Annotated in this window: 15 protein-coding genes, 3 pseudogenes and 1 other annotated feature (1 of these 19 only partly in view); of the genes and pseudogenes, 3 read left to right on the top strand and 15 right to left on the bottom strand. The window is 31.2% G+C overall.

Going from position 1 to position 17642, the window contains the following annotated elements:
* Positions 1-11 precede the first annotated feature (11 nt).
* From ACFWM3_RS15750 to ACFWM3_RS15770, 5 genes are all read right to left on the bottom strand, one after another.
* Entirely contained in the window at positions 12-4934 is a 4923-nt protein-coding gene (locus ACFWM3_RS15750) for a DUF4132 domain-containing protein (RefSeq protein WP_390312020.1), read from the bottom strand.
* 13 nt (positions 4935-4947) lie between these two features.
* Positions 4948-5367 (bottom strand): hypothetical protein, encoded by a 420-nt coding sequence (locus tag ACFWM3_RS15755; RefSeq protein ID WP_390312021.1) that lies wholly within the window; start codon positions 5365-5367, stop codon positions 4948-4950.
* A gap of 165 nt (positions 5368-5532) precedes the next feature.
* A complete protein-coding gene (locus ACFWM3_RS15760) occupies positions 5533-6312 on the bottom strand; it encodes an undecaprenyl-diphosphate phosphatase (RefSeq protein ID WP_056465609.1) in 780 nt (259 codons plus the stop codon).
* An 89-nt stretch (positions 6313-6401) separates the two neighbouring features.
* Complete coding sequence (locus ACFWM3_RS15765; RefSeq protein ID WP_390312022.1) at positions 6402-7307, bottom strand: beta/alpha barrel domain-containing protein; 906 nt, start codon at positions 7305-7307, stop codon at positions 6402-6404.
* Between the two features lie 280 nt (positions 7308-7587).
* The gene (locus ACFWM3_RS15770) at positions 7588-7995 is read right to left on the bottom strand and encodes a hypothetical protein (RefSeq protein WP_056465605.1); all 408 of its coding nucleotides are present in this window, start codon (positions 7993-7995) and stop codon (positions 7588-7590) included.
* Positions 7996-8126: 131 nt separating this feature from the next.
* Between ACFWM3_RS15770 and ACFWM3_RS15775 the strand changes: the two genes are divergently transcribed.
* Positions 8127-8378 (top strand): alpha/beta-type small acid-soluble spore protein, encoded by a 252-nt coding sequence (locus ACFWM3_RS15775; protein WP_056465603.1) that lies wholly within the window; start codon positions 8127-8129, stop codon positions 8376-8378.
* A 262-nt stretch (positions 8379-8640) separates the two neighbouring features.
* Here the strand turns inward: ACFWM3_RS15775 and ACFWM3_RS15780 are convergent, their stop codons facing one another.
* From ACFWM3_RS15780 to ACFWM3_RS15790, 3 genes are all read right to left on the bottom strand, one after another.
* Positions 8641-9492 (bottom strand): aldo/keto reductase, encoded by an 852-nt coding sequence (locus ACFWM3_RS15780; RefSeq protein ID WP_390312023.1) that lies wholly within the window; start codon positions 9490-9492, stop codon positions 8641-8643.
* Between the two features lie 131 nt (positions 9493-9623).
* Positions 9624-10661 (bottom strand): MFS transporter, encoded by a 1038-nt coding sequence (locus ACFWM3_RS15785; protein ID WP_390312065.1) that lies wholly within the window; start codon positions 10659-10661, stop codon positions 9624-9626.
* A 3-nt stretch (positions 10662-10664) separates the two neighbouring features.
* Positions 10665-10796: a hypothetical protein gene (locus ACFWM3_RS15790; RefSeq protein WP_390312024.1), complete on the bottom strand. Its 132-nt coding sequence runs from the start codon at positions 10794-10796 to the stop codon at positions 10665-10667.
* A gap of 239 nt (positions 10797-11035) precedes the next feature.
* Here ACFWM3_RS15790 and ACFWM3_RS15795 point away from each other — a divergent pair, with 239 nt between their 5' ends.
* Positions 11036-11935, top strand: coding sequence for an AraC family transcriptional regulator (locus ACFWM3_RS15795; protein WP_390312025.1), 900 nt, complete (start codon positions 11036-11038; stop codon positions 11933-11935).
* 471 nt (positions 11936-12406) lie between these two features.
* On the opposite strand, the pseudogene ACFWM3_RS15800 reads toward ACFWM3_RS15795, so the two are convergent.
* Positions 12407-13242: pseudogene (locus tag ACFWM3_RS15800) on the bottom strand (tyrosine-type recombinase/integrase).
* A 129-nt stretch (positions 13243-13371) separates the two neighbouring features.
* On the opposite strand from ACFWM3_RS15800, the pseudogene ACFWM3_RS15805 reads away from it, so the two are divergent.
* Positions 13372-13488: pseudogene (locus ACFWM3_RS15805) on the top strand (small, acid-soluble spore protein, alpha/beta type); the annotation flags it as partial.
* 69 nt (positions 13489-13557) lie between these two features.
* On the opposite strand, the pseudogene ACFWM3_RS15810 reads toward ACFWM3_RS15805, so the two are convergent.
* From ACFWM3_RS15810 to proS, 6 genes and pseudogenes are all read right to left on the bottom strand, one after another.
* Positions 13558-13800, bottom strand: a pseudogene (locus ACFWM3_RS15810) (IS3 family transposase); the annotation flags it as partial.
* 334 nt (positions 13801-14134) lie between these two features.
* Entirely contained in the window at positions 14135-14440 is a 306-nt protein-coding gene (locus ACFWM3_RS15815; RefSeq protein WP_390312026.1) for a hypothetical protein, read from the bottom strand.
* Between the two features lie 453 nt (positions 14441-14893).
* Positions 14894-15043, bottom strand: coding sequence for a hypothetical protein (locus ACFWM3_RS15820; RefSeq protein ID WP_390312028.1), 150 nt, complete (start codon positions 15041-15043; stop codon positions 14894-14896).
* Between the two features lie 227 nt (positions 15044-15270).
* Complete coding sequence (locus ACFWM3_RS15825) at positions 15271-15501, bottom strand: excisionase family DNA-binding protein (RefSeq protein ID WP_390312029.1); 231 nt, start codon at positions 15499-15501, stop codon at positions 15271-15273.
* A 156-nt stretch (positions 15502-15657) separates the two neighbouring features.
* The gene (locus ACFWM3_RS15830; RefSeq protein ID WP_390312030.1) at positions 15658-16014 is read right to left on the bottom strand and encodes a nuclear transport factor 2 family protein; all 357 of its coding nucleotides are present in this window, start codon (positions 16012-16014) and stop codon (positions 15658-15660) included.
* Between the two features lie 41 nt (positions 16015-16055).
* Positions 16056-17489, bottom strand: coding sequence for a proline--tRNA ligase (gene proS / locus ACFWM3_RS15835; protein WP_390312032.1), 1434 nt, complete (start codon positions 17487-17489; stop codon positions 16056-16058).
* Between the two features lie 143 nt (positions 17490-17632).
* Positions 17633-17642, bottom strand: a binding site (T-box leader) (it continues 202 nt past the right edge of the window).

Raw genomic sequence — 17642 nt, forward strand, 5'->3', positions numbered from 1 at the left:
TTAAAAACGATTTAATGTAATTGCATTAATATGTTCGGATCTTTAATTTTTTGATCTTGAGCTAATAAAAGAATTTTTGATAAAATTTCTGCTGTTTTTGGATCTTCATCAATAAACGGTAAAAAGATTTTCCCTCTATGCTGTGAATGAACTGGGATAATATGTAATGCTCCCTTCGCATTCTTATAAGTGTTTCCACTTCCAAGATGTACGTTATATTCACCGAGTTTCCCATAAATTTTTGCATGATTTTGAGAGAAATCAACATTAGAGATTTTCATTAATCTAAGTGACTCGTGAATGATTGCTTTTCGCATCTCAATAGTTGATAAACTTGCCTCAGGATCGACTCCTCCAACATGAGCTATACTTACAACCAAATCAACATCCCTCATAACCTCAGAGTAAATAATAGGTGGTATTTGCTCAATTGAAATGTTTTCATATGTTTTACGATTAATAAATTCAATAGTCTCTAAAGTAGGTGCTTCAACATCAGATGGCGAAAACCAATCCGCTGCAGCATAAATCTTAACAATAATATTCTCATTATAATAAACCTTCTGTAATCCCTCTTCGTAACATGCTGTCCATAAACGGCTCTTTAATAACGACACGGTTTTTCTTGGTTGTACCTGATGCCCTTCATATCTTCTAGAAATTTTTCCATTTGCTAATTCATCAATATTTGGTAAATATAATTCTCGAAAAACTTGTTTAAAAGGTTGAATGATTTTATTTTCAAAAATAAATCTTTGACATTCACTCCACGTACCACTCTCATATAAGTGTGTAGGATGTGCAATTTTTAAGAGGTCAGAATCATTTAGTTGATATTCTTGACCATTCGGACTAATCAGCTTGTTATCTTCAAAAAATCCAACTTTATTTTCAGAAACAAATAAAAGCTTACTGAGTAGTTGATTTACGATCATATTTTTAGTCAAATTGTCTATCTCTTTAACTGTAAATACCGTTTCTGAAACCATCGATTTTTCTAACTCTATTCTTGCTCTTCTTAATTGATTTTTAATTTCTTTTTTTACTTCAGTCAATTTCAAAATATACTCATTCTTTTTATACTTAGTTGGAACGGATTTTAAAACTTTGTCATTTTTATGAATGAGGAAATGAACTGTTCCTTTTTCATTTAATTCAAGTCTAATCATTAGATCATCAATCATTTTGAGCTCAAAATAAGTGTTAAATTCCTCTGCCTTTTTAGATTCCAAATCCCATGTCATTCGAATCGTATCTGAATAGCCTGCATTTCTAGCTAGATTTCCTAATGCAATTTCGACTACTTTCGCTTCACTTGCTCTTCTTTGGGCTCCATACTGTGTGCTTTCCTTTAAAAATTGCTGAATAAATTCATAACGAGTTACTAAGTCTTTCTTAGTTGAATGATCTAAAGGAACTAAACTATAGCATAATAAATGCTCTTTATTTCGCTTATCGACTACAGAGCTCTTCAGATTATCTATTTTCAACTTGCCTAATACAGCATCAGCAAATAATTGTGATCTACGGTGGTTTGCTCCACCTGAAATATATTTGGCACATTCGTAAAGGATCTCAAACCGTTCTGATCCTAGCTCTTTATACGCCTCTGTAAACCAATTAATATCAAATGCACCATCATTAAATTGATTTGGCTCAATTGGAGAGTAATGTGCGACGATCGCAGCCTTTTTATCCTCAAAATCCTCGTTAATATGAGCATGGAAATACCATGCAGCACTTTTTAACCCGCTCCAATTTAAATAATCAGAAACAAGATCAAGCCATTGCGGAGCATACATTGCAGCTTCAAGTAAACGCTTTTCTGATATCTCTTTTTCATTTAATAAGTTAGATAAGATTTTAACATGATCATTTTCATTCGGATAACAGGCTTTTAACAATGAACTAAACGATTCTTTCTTTGAAATATCTTCTCCACTTGCGTAAAAATATCCTCGAATAAACCCTTCATCGCCAATTCTCTCAAGAATTTGAACAAAGTAAGAAGTACCTTCAAAATAATTAATCACACTAGCAAAATTAGACACATTTGTAGGTAAATCTCCACGCTTTAATTCAATTTCTAAAACCCTGTCTAGTATTTTTTGTGCTATTTGAGTGATTTCAGGGTATTCCTTTACTAATTCACTGTTTTCAATATAGAGTTCTCTAAAGAATTTATTTCGTTTTGAATCACTCAGAGTTTCTTTAAGAAGCTCATTTTCATCTATTACATTTAACGTGTAAGCACGTATTAATTCCTCTGGTGAGTGTTTAAACAAGCGCTTTTTACAGTAATGATAAAGATAATTTTTATATTCAAAGTACTCTATAAATGATTCATCGTCATAGATTGATTGTTCTAACCATTCAATTAAAGTCTCCGACAAATAAACATAAATCTTAAGCCAATTTGATCCATCCGCAATGAGTATTGAAAACGACTTTAATTGATTTAATAGATAATGGAATTTATCTTCTTTTGGAAGATCATCAAAATATGCTTCGATGATACTTCTAATTTGCTGTTTATACTTCTGGTCAACTATCGTTTTGCTTACTTCTTTTAGGCTTGAGATTGGGAAAAATGAACTGAGTAAGTCTTTCTGACTGTCATTTAATGAAGTAAGACTTTCTTCATCAGTTAAATCATAATTTCGATACTTATAATCCCAAGGGCTAATTGTATTTTCGTAGTAATTTACTAAGTAGTAGCTATTCAAATAAAACCATAATTCAATTATTTGGTTCGTCTGAAGCCCACTAGAAATTAAATAGTTTTTCCAAACATCAGGTAAAGGTAATTGGTCAACCATCTTTAAGTCATCTGATTTATAATGCCTTATCATTTCTATCTGACTACCTAATAAAACAGATTCTTTCTCTCCATTCCAGTATTCTATTTCAAATTCATAATCTTTATTTTCATGTACTAGTTCAGATAAACCATTTAAAAAAGCTGAAATTTTAGCCTTGTTAAGTGTAAACCATTCTTTTTGTTGGTAAGATTTTTCAATTTTAAGTTTACGAACTGGCCTAATTTTACTAGGGTCATATAAACCAAATCCATTTTTTTCATTCCACTCTTGCTTTGTTAATTTATCAATCTGCAACCGCTCATTTTCCGTAGGATTAGAGATTAAATGGAGTAATTCCATATATTGATCAAAGTTGGATTTATGTACTTTATGTTCTTTCGTTTGGTTTACAATATCCAATGCCCCAAGTCGTTGTTGAGCTTTCTTACTACTCAATAATCGTTTTAGCGATTCCGTTAACTGTTCGTGCTTAAGCTTTAAAAGTAAGTGGATTGCTTCTTGTCTAATTAATGGTGTTTTAAGCGTAAGCAATGCCTCAATTCGTGGAATATCAGAGTCGTTTAAAGAAGTTATTTTTTTTATTTTAGCTATAGCTTCTTCTCTAATTAATACACTTCTATCTGCCAACGCATTAAAAAGATATTCCTTCTGAGTTGGATCTTCAATATTTACGATAAAATATTCTAAAAACTGAGACCTAGTTTCAGCGGTCATATATTTTTTGTACTCCATTAGTTGAGCAATCCAATTATGATCTAAATCATACGCTGTTAAATAGATTAAAATTTGAATAATCGTATCAGGTGAATAAGTTATTTCCATTTGTTTAAAAACGTTGGAATTTATCACTTTATTTGTCTTAGGACCATGTTCTAGCATATTACTAAAATAAATGAATTGCTTTGTGCGGATATCTTTATCTTGTAAAAGCGGTTCTTTATAATATGAAATTTTATTTTCTTTCTCACTTAAAATGTTATAACTTGTTGAACAATGATAGGGATAATTTTTAATCATCCAGGCTTGCAATTCTATATCTGTCTGTTCGAAATGATTAGATAGTAGAGAATAAATAAGTGGTTTATTTTCTAATTGGCCAATTAAATAATGTACAACTACTTTTTGATAATGTAAGCCATTCGTTAAAATAAGACTAATTTCATTGATTAAATCAGCTTCCTCATATACACCTTTAGCCCATAAAGAAATATACAGCTTATCTACATTATTTTGAGAAGTCCAATCATTTCGTAAATCTTCGTTATTTAATGCTAAAGAGATATAGGTAATAATTTGATTCACGATTCTTTTATTATTCGACTCCAATTCAACACCGGTCCAAACACCTAGTGCTCTTACAATCGAACTAAAACGTGTTAAATTATTCTCTATGATTATTTGAAGCAAAAACTTCATTCCATCGATGGTACCTTCATCCATTGTTTCAACTATATTTTGTCTTAAGCCTTCTTGCAGACCCGCAGCTAAAAGCAGCTTACCCAAATCTTCATAGCTTTCCTGTTTATGAGATTTAAACATCCCTTTAATCATCCATCTACATAGCAAAGCTGTATTATTTTCACCGTATATAATTTCTTTTAGTGTATTTTTTATTTCTTCATTTTCATGGTCAAGTTCATAAGCAATCAAATCACTTAATATAGAATGGTAATCATAGTCTTCTTTTAGTTCAGATGATGAGGTTAGAAGCGTTTTTAAAGTCACATCGTGCTCATTCCATCGTACTAATTCAAATGATTTTTCGATCACTTTTTTTGTATGCATTGCCATATCCTTCGTTCGAAAAGGTCTTCTATAGTAACTTTCTGAATATGGATAATCAATTACATGAGCTAGAATATAATCAAATTTGTTTAATTCTTGTTCACCTAATAAGGATTTTATAATGAATCGAATCGGTTCAAAGCATTGATTATTAGTTAAGTTTGGATTTGCGGAAATCAGTTTTTCGATTGGTCTAACATAATCACGATTGTAATAAGAACTATTTTTTGCACCATTAATCATTAATCTAGCAATTTTCAAATGATCTTCATCAAGTAAATGTAATTTTTCTTCTAATCTTTGATAATATTCTTTATATTGATTCATGTTAAATTCCTTTCTACCACATACGGCCTGACAGCATCGTTAGTTTTATAAATGTAAACTCGTCATTTTCATGTAAGTCAATGTTTTCTTGAAGACATTCTATTTCTTTATCATTTAAGAATACTTTAAATAGGCCGTCTTGGAATGCTAGTAATGCAGTAGAAATTGCTTCAATGACATTCGCATTCGTATCATTATTAATCGTATTAAATCCAATCTTACCGACTGTTGATTTCAAATTAATTTCGTCCTCAGTTAGATAAGGAAGAAAAGGAATTCCAATTTCTTTTTGATTAAATGAATTTACATTAATTGAGATTAGTTCCTCAAGTAATTTTTCTAGGTTTATTGGTTTATTTTCAATTTCAAATGGTGTTTTTTCTAAAAATCCTTTTCGTCTAGATAAACTTTTTAAAGTAATAAAAATCTGCATATGTCTTTTCTCCTATAAGGTGATACTTTAATTTTAGTCGAATAGTTGGTAACTTGAAATCTAATAATTATTAAAAGTATCCAATAATATAAACAGAATAAATAAGGCACAAATTTAATAAAAAAAAGCAGAAGATTCTGCTCTTTTATGTATCAATAACTTGTATTAAAATATCTTCAAATACTGAAGCACTACAATACTAACCCCTAAAAAAATAACATAATAGCCAAAAATATTCAGTGATTGTTTTTTTAATAAATTGATCATCCAACTGATTGCTAAATAACCGAATATAGCGGCAGCCAATGTTCCAAGAAATAGAGGGAAAAACGGAATTTGCTCCGCGTTTCCGCCAAGTAGATCTTTTCCTTGGAAGATGATTCCACCTAAGATTGCAGGGGTAGATAGTAAGAACGAAAAATAAGCAGCGCTTTTACGTTCCATTCCTTTAAATAATGCAGCAGCAATTGTTAATCCTGAACGAGAAACCGCTGGGAAAATAGCAAGTGCTTGAAATGAACCGATGAATAAGGCATCAACCCATGTTAACTCCTCCATTGTTTTCTTCCCTTTTCTCCTTTTATCAGCAATAAACAAGATAATACCAGTAAAAATGAACTCCCACCCGATCGTTTTACCTGAAACAGATATTTCATCAAAAAAATCTTTAAATAATAAGCCTACAATTACAGCGGGTAATGTTCCTACAAAAAGTAATAAAGTTAATTTTGAAAAAGGTTTTTTTATCAAACCTTTCCATTCTTTACTGTAAAAAACAAACACCGCTAATAAAGTACCAATATGCATTAGCGTATCTAATAATAAGCCCGCCTCATCTAACCCGAATAAATGTCTACCAATATATAAATGACCTGTACTACTGATCGGGAGAAATTCAGTTAGCCCTTGAATGATGCCTAATATAATTGCTTCAATGTTAGACATAATCAATTCTCCTTTCATTCAAATTAGTAAATTATATGCGAAAAAATTTCAATTCTTGTCCTAATTATTAAAAACAAAATAAAAAAGCATCATGTTAGATGCTTTTTGGATGGTAATCTTGAAAATAACTTACTAGTAGGCTCTTCTTTTAATTCGTTTGAAATATAGTTTGTAGCGTCTAATAGTTTTACTTCGTCAACATCAGTCGTTATCTCAAGTCGATGTAAAAATGATATTAAATCTTCTGTTTCAATCATTCTATTTTGTTCATTAGATGGAAAACACCCTCCGAACCCTCCATTTGCTGATTCAAACCGCTGAATCCCATACGAAAGTGAAGTATAGATGTTAGTAATGCCATTCCCAAAAGTATTATAAAATTGCATCGAACAACGATCTTTCGGAATTTTTATTAATAAATCCTCCAAAAACAACTTAACTTGAAGAGGTGTTGCTTTGCCTGCAGTATCAACAAACGATATCATTTCCACTCCATCATCTAATAATCGCAATGCCAAGTCGATTGCTTTTTGATGACTTACTTTTTCATCGTGATAGCCAAATACCGTTGTAATATAAGCTCGAGTAAGCTTTTCATAATCTTTTGTTACTTTAGTCATCTCTTTTATATCTTTCAGTGATTGATTGATCGAGCAGTTTTTAATTTTAACATTATATGTTTCACTTGTTGATATAAAAAAGTTTATTTCATCTGCATCTACTACAAATGCTCTCATTAAACTTCTTTTATTTGGTACTAATACTCCATATGTAATGTGATGATCTCTTTTTAGCTTCAATACTAATTCGGTAGCTTCACTAAACTGTTGTTTATTCGGAAAATTCATTAGAGTGGATACTTCGATGTGATTTAATCCACTATCAATAAGATAATTAATCCATTGTAATTTTTGGTCAATAGATAATCGTGATCCATATTGAAAATTAATACGAGGTCCAATTTCTTTTATAAATACAGACTGTGGTAGGTTCAATATGATCGACTCCTATTCTACTTTTTATTTTTTAAACAAGTTCCTCTGTAAATATCCTTGTATAAATTCTACTTGAGTCGAAAGTTATTTATGATAGATTGAGTAGAATCTTTAAAATAAAAAAAGCTCTTGATAAAAATATCAAGAGCTTTTTGTTAAAACGATTGTCTTAAATTAATAACAAATTGAAAATCGTGAAACTTCCATTTTTTGCATAAATACTCAATTACAAATATACAAACACTGTATTTTTTGGAAGAATATACATTTATTTGGAAGTTTATACTTCTAGATCTTCGCCTTCTTCAATTACATGGAATAAAAGATGAACTAAATGATGAATTGAACTAGAAGCATCCAGTTCAACTTCTTCTTCTTCAGAAGTTTCATCAACGAATTCTAAATCATTTAAATATAAAGCCATGAATTCATAAAAATCTTTCATTGCAAAAGAATAGCAAGCAACTGGTTCTTCATCTTCTTCATTATATTGAAGGACTAAATGAGATACATTTCCTTCAGTATCCTCTGAATCTAGAAACACAAAAAAGCCTATATTCGTATCGATTTCGAATAAATGTCTAGTTCCACCTTCAGTAGACTTATGGTATTCCTCATCATTCAATTTTTGGATTAACATATTATCTACATTATCTTCTTTGTGAAAAGTTACATTAAAAGATTTCATCATCATTCTCCTTTTAGATCGATTAATCAACGCATGTCTTCATTATGTAACATTCCCTATTTTATAGCAATTATTTCCATAATTAAAAAAATCAATAAACGGGAAATCTACAACTAAAAGGAGTGGGTTTGATGAGTAGAAAAAATAAAATCTTAGTTCCTGAATCTAGAAAAGCATTAGATGCTTTAAAAGCTAAAGTGATGCATACATCTAATCCTGAAGATGCTAAGTTCGAAGCTGCTGAAGAAGTAGGGGTTCCTTTAACGAAAGGATATAATGGTAATTTAACGTCTCATGAAAATGGTAAAGTTGGCGGGCGTATTGGTGGGAGTATGGTGAAGGAATTAGTTAGGATGGCTCAGGAGAATTTGAATAAACGTTGATTTAAAAGGTTTATTACTAGTATTTATATTTTGTCCTTCCCCCATAGTATATAGTTTTACTTTCCTATATTTAACCATTAGTTGCACTATTAGACTTTCCATATTGGTAAACGTGCATCAAATTATTTAGAACATTAATTAGTCTTAAAGATACTAATCAAAATAAAAAAGGATACCAAAATAAAAATGGTATCCTTTTACACTGTTTTTGAAAGCAAAATATTAAAGTACTATCAGAAAAAAATTCATATTTTAGAGAGCTTTAAATACTTAGTTTACGTGTACCGATCCATTTTACCATTTCAGGATCTCTGTGAGAAAAGAATAAACTTTCATTTGTATCTAGTGCAGAAATTTTCTCCATTTCATATTGGCTTAACTCGAAGTCGAAGATATTAATGTTTTCAATGATTCTGTCCTTACGTACTGACTTAGGTATTGCAACAACTCCTCTTTGTGTTAACCATCGCAAGATAACCTGTGCTACTGATTTATTGTGCATTTTAGCAATTGATACTAATACTTCATTTTGAAACATATTATTTTTCCCTTCAGCAAATGGTCCCCATGATTCTATCTGAACATTGTTTTCTTTCATAAGGTTATGACTTTCAATTTGCTGACAGAAAGGATGCGTTTCAACTTGGTTTACAGCAGGAACCACTTCATTATGAATAATAAAATCAGTCAGACGGTCTGGATAAAAGTTACTAACTCCAATCGCCCTAATTTTACCTTCACGGTATAATTCTTCCATGGCGCGCCAAGTACCGTATACATCACCAAATGGTTGATGGATTAAATATAAATCTAAATAATCAAGTTGCAATCTTTCCAGCGATTTTTCAAATGCTTGTTTTGTTCGTTCATATCCTGTATCTTGAACCCAAAGTTTTGTAGTAATAAATAATTCTTCTCTTGATACACCACTGCGGTTTATTGCTTTGCCTACTGCTTCTTCATTTAAATAGGAGGCAGCCGTATCAATCAGTCGGTAACCTGCCATAATTGCATCGTAAACGGCTTGTTCACACTCGTTTTCATCTTGAATTTGAAAAACACCAAAACCTAAAATAGGCATTTCAACACCATTGTTTAATTTTACTTTTTGCATATAAATTCCTCCTGATTTTTAATAAATTGGAACATACTACTTACTTTTTAAATTTTTGCGATTATATATAAATTATAGTTTATTACTTCCAGATGATTTGGGAGCTAAAAAACAAATAACCGCTTAAGAATTTATTGTTGTGCATTTGAGAGCTCACGATTGTTTCTATATGAAAAAACTCCTATCAATAAGGCTATCAAGACTGATGTAGCTCCAACCCAACTAATCTCTAATATAGTTGATCTTCCCGCAACAATACCTCCGATTCCGGCACCAGCTGCGAATCCAAGTTGTACAAAAGAGCTATTCAGACTAAGCACGATACCAGAAGCTTCTGGAGTTAATGAAACTAGGTTAAAGTTTTGGGTTGGTCCGAACGTCCAAGCAGCCATTTCCCAAATCATGAGTAATGGGAGTGTCACAATTATCCACTCAAAACCCGAAACTACATACAACATCAATAAAGAAATAATGTGTATAGTCATCGATCCGACAAGCGTACGGACTATGCCAATCCGGTCTGCCAATAAACCACCAACTCTAGAACCAATCAAACTCGCAATCCCCATGGCTAAAAGAATTATACTCAACTTATCTTTCATACTTGGCATTATGACGGTTAGAAAAGGTGTGATATAAGTATTGAGAATTGAATAACTAATAAATACAAAAAACGTTACACATAGTGTTAGTAAGACTCTTGAATTTCTCAGAAGTGCAAGTCGTTTACTTAGAGAGACTACTTCCTCGATTTCCATTGCAGGAATCGTCCTTACAACCGTAAAAATAGCAAATAGACTAAAAATTCCTATGCCCCAAAAGATAAGCTTCCAATCATAAGTCGATGCGATCATACGTCCAAGTGGAACTCCAAAAACAAGAGAAGAGCTATATCCCATTGCGACATTTGCCATAGCTCGACCCTGACGTCCAGGAACTGCAAGTTTTGCAGCTAATCCATAGGCGGCGACAACAAAGACACCTGTCCCAATTCCTAGTAAAATACGTGAGGCCATAAGTAACCCGAATCCAGGTAAAGTAATTATCCCACTGACTCCTAGTAATATGATGGCAAGTGCAAGTAACAATTGTTTACGCTGGTCCATCTTCGTAGTTGCTACCATAATTAGAGGAGTACCGATTGCATTACCAAGAGCAAAAACAGTAATAAGTTAACCTGCAGTTGCAACTGATACACCGACAGAGTCAGCTACTTTATCCAATGTACCTACAATGACAAATTGAGAAGTACCTACAACAAAGCTAACAAGAGTTAAGAAGTAGATTTTCCAAGTATTGTTCAATGTTTTTCCACGCCTTAATTGTGATGAAATTAATCAATAATGTATGTTAAGTTTTAAGGATTGAATTTTCAATTTGTGCAATGGGTATATTGTTTTTGTACTCTTATTATGCAATAAATGAATAAGATACCGTTATCCAATTCATATCAAATGATTGCATATTCCTCTCAAGTCACTTATATTTCAGAGCAATTTATATTAAAATGGAACTAAAAATGATAGGAATCTAGGAGGTTTTTATGTCTGATCAAATCTATAAACATCAAGCTGAACTTATTCAACTTATAGAGAGTCATATAGAACAGGATGGGTCTCATCCGACTTCTATTCCTACTTTAGTTTTCTCTAGATATTCTAATGTTACTGGACCAAATTATGGGATTTACAAACCATCATTATGTATTATCGTTCAAGGTAAAAAAGAAGTTGTATTGGCACAAGAGCATTATGTATACAGTCCTGCAGATTACCTAATTGCCTCTGTTAACTTGCCAATTACTGGGATAGTCACAGAAGCTTCTTTAGAAAATCCATATTTGGCACTTAAACTCGAATTTACCTCGAATCAAATCTTGGAGATATTAAAGGATACGGAACTTACTTTTCATAAAGATAATACTAAAAGAGGCATGTATGTTAGCCGAATAGAATTATCTTTATTGGACGCTGTAACTAGATTAACTCGCTTGCTTAATACTCCAAAAGATATACCTGTACTCGCACCTCTTATTACTAAGGAAATCATTTATAGACTTTTACAGGGTCAGCATGGAGTAACTCTCGGACAAATAGCTATAGAAGGTAGTTCAACAAATCAAATCAGTGACGTTGTTGAGCATATCATGAATTATTATAACCAGTCTTTTCGTATTGAAGACCTTGCAGAAATTGCAAATATGAGCGTTTCTTCTCTCCATAGACACTTTAAGGAAGTAACAGCAATGAGCCCTATTCAATTCCAAAAACAACTAAGATTACAGGAAGCTCGTCGCATATTATTATCTGAGTCAACAGATGCCATTGATGCAGCCATCCGTGTAGGCTACGAGAGCCCTTCTCAATTTAGTCGTGAGTATTCTCGGTTGTTTGGATTACCACCAAAAGAAGATATTAACCGCTTAAAAGCCACATATTTGTAAAAAAGTGCATTACTCCGATAAGGAATAATGCACTTCTTTTTTTATCAATTAAAAAATAGTATAGTAAAAATTAAGTTTGTGAAAAATCGTACTTAAACTAAACTGCCATTATGTTGAAAAGGGGGCAGGTCCACAATAAACTAATGTTATCTACTTAACACTTTTAGACTTTAAAAATTATATATCACTTGAATTTCATTAAAGGGCTAGATGAGATTGCTATATTTATAAGCTGATCATCCATTTGTGTAATTGAAGTTTAAGAATGCCCAAGTAATCTTGACAATGAATATACATCCAAATTTCCAATATTCAATGATTGAGAGCAGTAAAAAGTCTAAATCAATGTGGAAACCCGATTATCATCTATAGCCGCTTTGTTAAAATATAACCATATATCATGAATTTGAAAGGTTATCCTATTTATTTAAATTTACTAAGTGGACATTCATTCCTCTCTCTAAAATAACTTTATCGTCTGTTGAATTTAAATATATATTGTGTGGTTCTTAATTCTGTATGTCCTAGCAATCTGCTCACAGTATATAAATCCGTATTATCTAGCATTGTCTGTGCATAGTATCTTCTACAGTTATGTACTATACCGTTTACATCTTCTATCCCTAATTCAAGACAAGCCCTCTTTACAACGTTTAAAGGCATCTTAATTGTTAACATACCTCCATGAGTAGAAACGAATAAAAAAGGTGTAGTAAAGCCTTTTCCGTTAATGTATTCTTCTCTCTTTCTCAAAAACTTATATAACTGCTTTTGTAAATGTAAACTAATTGGAACATATCTAACTTTATTACCTTTACCAAGAATTCTAATTGCGTTATCGTTAAATCATTTAGTTGAATCTGTCTAATTTCACTATTTCTTATTCCTGTTTCAATCAACACTGTAACCAATTTTTTATTTCTTAAATCTAAATAAAACTTAGCATTATAGAAATTAATTATTGCTTTAACATGATCATGGTTAAAAGTTTTAATCATTGGTTTTTTTTCTGGTAAATAAGTAATCTTTTCAGCGGGATTTTTAGTAAGTATTTCTTCTGCTATACACCAATTAAAAAACACCTTCAATGTAGCTATCTTTTTATTAATCGTTGAAGGTTTTACCGTTGTCATACAAAATTTTATATATTGCTTAATTGTAAAAGTATCTAAATTATTTAAATCGCCACCGTACCATCTGCAAAAAGCATTCATAGTATACTTGTGTGTTGTAACGGTCGTGTTACTTCTACCCTTAATTTCCATATCTAATAAATATTCTTTTAAAATGTTTAACACAATAATCATTCTCCAATCATTATAGAATTTTTAATTAAAGAACAAAATTTAAAACTGTTTAACTTAGTTATATTGGTGGTTATTCAAACTCCTTAAACCCTTAACAACCCCGTTAGTACTAACTTTTTAAGACCTTTCTTAACTTCCCATCAAAATGGTAAAGTTGGCGGGCGTATTGATGGGAGTATGGTGAAGGAATTAGTTAGGATGGCTCAGGAGAATTTGAATAAACATTTATGTAAAGTCCAAAAATAATTCATCACTATAAATAAAGGATATCTAAATTTTAAAATGTACCTTTTGTAAAGGACATTGAAAAAAAGTCTATGCTGTTTTAAGGAGATGATTTCTGTATTGTACAGGGGTCATCTTCTTTAATTTCCACTGATATCTATAATGATTGTAATACTTCATATAATGTTTTATTTCTTTATTGAGCTCGTCAAAATTTTGACATGACTTAATAGAGGCTTCATCTTTAAAATGGCCAAAGAATGATTCTTGTGGTGCGTTATCCCAACAGTTTCCACGTCTAGACATTGATTGAATTAAACCCAGTTTTTTCACTTCCTGAAGACATTCTTATACTAACTTCTTGAAGCAGTTGGTAAATCATTTTCTGTACATAGAAGCAAATAATTCTAAAGCTTGATGTAGCTGTTTTCTACCTATAAAATAAGCAGTGGAATTCAAATACGAATTCACACTGCTTTTTAAGTACCTCAAAATTCATCACTCTAAGCTATTTCTTGTTGAAATAATGCATGCGACAGTTGAATAACAAATATTTAAGTTTGTAAATACACTTTAATTACTTTCTCACATGTAATTTGGTCAACTCTAGTAAGATTATTGTAATGAAAATGCCCCTGATCCAATTATGAATTCAAGGGCATTAGTATTAAATATTCTTATACTCTTTTTGATTTATTTCCCTTAACTTTCTCAATAGCCATTTTGCCCAAATAAGATCTTTTCCAAATCTTGGAGAAAGGTCTATAGGTTTACATTCTACTTCGTTATGATTCAACTTGTCATATACTTCTTGAGTAAAAAGAGATTTATCTACGTAGTTAATTAATTTGAAGAAATCCTCATCTTCTGAATTTTGATGAACATCTTCAAGTATCATAACTTTTGAAAATATATTGCCAAAATCACTCTCTTTAAAACCGCCTCTAAAAAAATCGTCAAACAGATTGGACATATTAAACACTCCTTTTATTTCTGAATAAAGAGTTGAGCTATGTAGTGCATAAGGGTATCGTGTATTTATTGTACACAATGTTAAAACGTAATTTGTGACAACTTTTTAAAATCTTAAGTTAAATTTTGTTCAATAAATATAAAGTTCTATACTTAAATAATGAAACTCGCTTCATGATACATTTAATTTTAAAACACTTTTTTCTTATTTTTTAAATTAAGTTAAATAAAAAAATAAGAAAAAAGAGCCCTACCTGATACGAGCAAGTACAATAGGGCTAAACAAAAGGGAAAAGACTTGAACGAGGTCCTTTCATTTGTATAATAACATTGATTTATTTTTTTGGACTTCCATAAATGTTACAATTTTAGAACAACTAAATACAAAAAAAGATCCTTGTAACCATTATGGAGACAGGGAATTTATTTACTATAATCAATAAGAGAATCACTACTAGAAAAGTCCATGCACTAAATATTTAACAAAATCAGTAAAACCTTCTCCTACTCCTGAATAGATCATTTCGTGATAAGCATTATTAATACTTAAACCGATCGATATTGTTATAAGGATGGGGACAATCATCATTACTCCCTTTTTCACTGTATAACACTCCTTAAAGAAACTTTTGAGTTTTTCATTAAATATAAGTCAGAAAGTTTTAAAAAATACTTATGATAATAATGTATACAATTTGTATGAAGTAATCAATTGTGAATTATTTCCAGTTAATAAATTTTTGTTGAATTTCATTTAAAACATAAAAACGCAAAAAATCTGATCGAAAAAAGTAACTTGTAATAGCAAACCTTTTACAATCTGATTTTATGTTAGTCTTCGTCTTTTACATCTGGGTCTTCAGGAATTGGTTCGTTATAGTAGTCAGCAATCATTTTTTTTGCTTTTTCCATTTGTTCTAAATGATTATTAAATTGCTCTTTGTAGATTAAATATTGTTCACCATCATGGACTGCTCTTATTTTTCGTTCTTGAATTAATTGGTTTATATAGGATACTTCAAGATCTAAGTATTCCGCTGTTTCTTTAATTGTTAAATACATTTTGTTCTCCTTACCTAATCATTCTTACATTATCTTACCACAAATTTGGAAATAATTTGATATTGAGAAATTAGAGGAAATTAAATGATCTATCTAACAAAAAGAACACAAATCGAAGGATTCGTGCTCTTTTGATTATTTTACTTATAAATTTACCTAAAACTCTGTTGGTGTACCCTGATGGAAATACATCTTCCATTGACCATCTTTAAACTTCCAAATTGAACTACGTAAGGAATGTTGTTTTTTTATTTCATTAAATATTCGATAGGTCACTAGTGTTATTTCGTCTGATAATGGATGAATTTCAAAATCACTCAATGTCATTTTTACAATTCCAATGCCGTTTTCTAATTGATCATCTTTATATAAAACTCTACCTGAACTTCCGAATTCAAAAAATTCATCGGCTAGTAGATTTTTTAATTCAGTTTGTGAAGTGCGAATTTCTGATTTTAGCAATTTTTCTTCTAACATACATAGATGCTCTTTTAAAAAATGTAAACCTTCCATCATTCATTCACCTTCTTCGTTTTATATAGATTGATTTTTATTTAGTAAGCCTTACCCCAATAAACCATTACATCCGTTTTCTTTCCACAGCATACACATGTATCAGAAATTTGTTCTTGTTCAAATGGAATACATCTTGATGTTAACCCAGCTTCTTCTTTAATTTGTTCTTCACATGCTAAATCCCTGCACCACATTGCCTTAATAAAGCCTTGTTTTTCTTCACTGATTTGTTTTAACTCATCCATAGATGTAGCTTCAAATGTTTTTTCTGTACGGTTGTTTAATGCTTTTTCGTATAGAGCTATTTGGATTTCTTCAAGTAATTTTGTAATATTTTCTTCTAAAGCGTCTAATGAAACGATCGTTTTTTCTCGCGTGTCACGTCTTACTAAAACTGCTTGATTCTTTTCGATATCTTTTGGGCCAATTTCAACACGAACTGGAATTCCTTTCATTTCATATTCGTTAAATTTCCAGCCTGGCATTTTATCAGAAGTATCAATTTTTACTCGAGCAATTTTTGAAATACGTTTTTTTAATTCAGTTGCTTTTTCAATAACGCCTTCTTTATGTTGAGCAATTGGAATGACCATTACTTGAGTTGGAGCAACTTTTGGAGGTAATACTAATCCGCTGTTGTCACCGTGAACCATAATTAATGCGCCGATTACTCTTGTTGTCATACCCCAAGAAGTTTGGTGTACATATTGTCTTTTAGAGTTTTTATCTGTGTATTGAATATCAAATGCTTTTGCAAATCCATCTCCAAAGTTATGAGATGTACCACTTTGTAATGCTTTCCCATCGTGCATTAAGCTTTCAATTGTATAAGTAGCTTTTGCACCAGCGAATTTTTCTTTTTCTGTTTTTTGACCTTTAATAACAGGAATTGCTAAGAAGTCTTCTAAGAAATTAGCATAAACATTTAGCATTTGGATTGTTTCTGCTTGTGCTTCTTCAGCGGTTGCATGTGCTGTATGACCTTCTTGCCATAAGAATTCAGTCGTTCTTAAAAATGGTCTTGTTGTTTTTTCCCAACGTACAACTGAGCACCATTGATTATATAATTTTGGTAAGTCATTATAGCTTTCAACTGTTTTTGAAAAATGCTCACAAAATAGTGTTTCTGATGTAGGACGAACTGCTAATGGTTCAGCTAATTCATCGTGACCACCATGCGTTACCCAAGCCACTTCAGGTGCAAATCCTTCTACATGATCAGCTTCTTTTTGTAATAAAGATTTAGGGATAAATAATGGCATATATACATTTTCATGATCTGTTTGTTTAAATTGAAAATCTAATTCTTTTTGGATATTTTCCCATAATGCATAACCATAAGGTCTAATAATCATACAGCCTTTTACACTTGAGTAATCGACTAATTCTGCTTTTTTTACGATATCTGTGTACCATTGTGCAAAATCAACATCCATATCTGTAATTGCTTCAACAAATTTTTTTGTAGTCATTTTCTCTACTCCTAATCATTTTTTAGAAAATAAAAAACGCGCGAGAATAATCTAGAAGGGACCATTCTCGGCGTTACCACCCTAATTACTATATAGAAAATACGAAATAAGCGAATGATAAACAAAAAACGCCATGAATGATCAAAAGGGACC

Origin of the sequence: Gottfriedia sp. NPDC058432, assembly GCF_042721555.1 — a bacterium.
In the GTDB taxonomy this organism is placed as follows: domain Bacteria; phylum Bacillota; class Bacilli; order Bacillales; family Bacillaceae_G; genus Gottfriedia.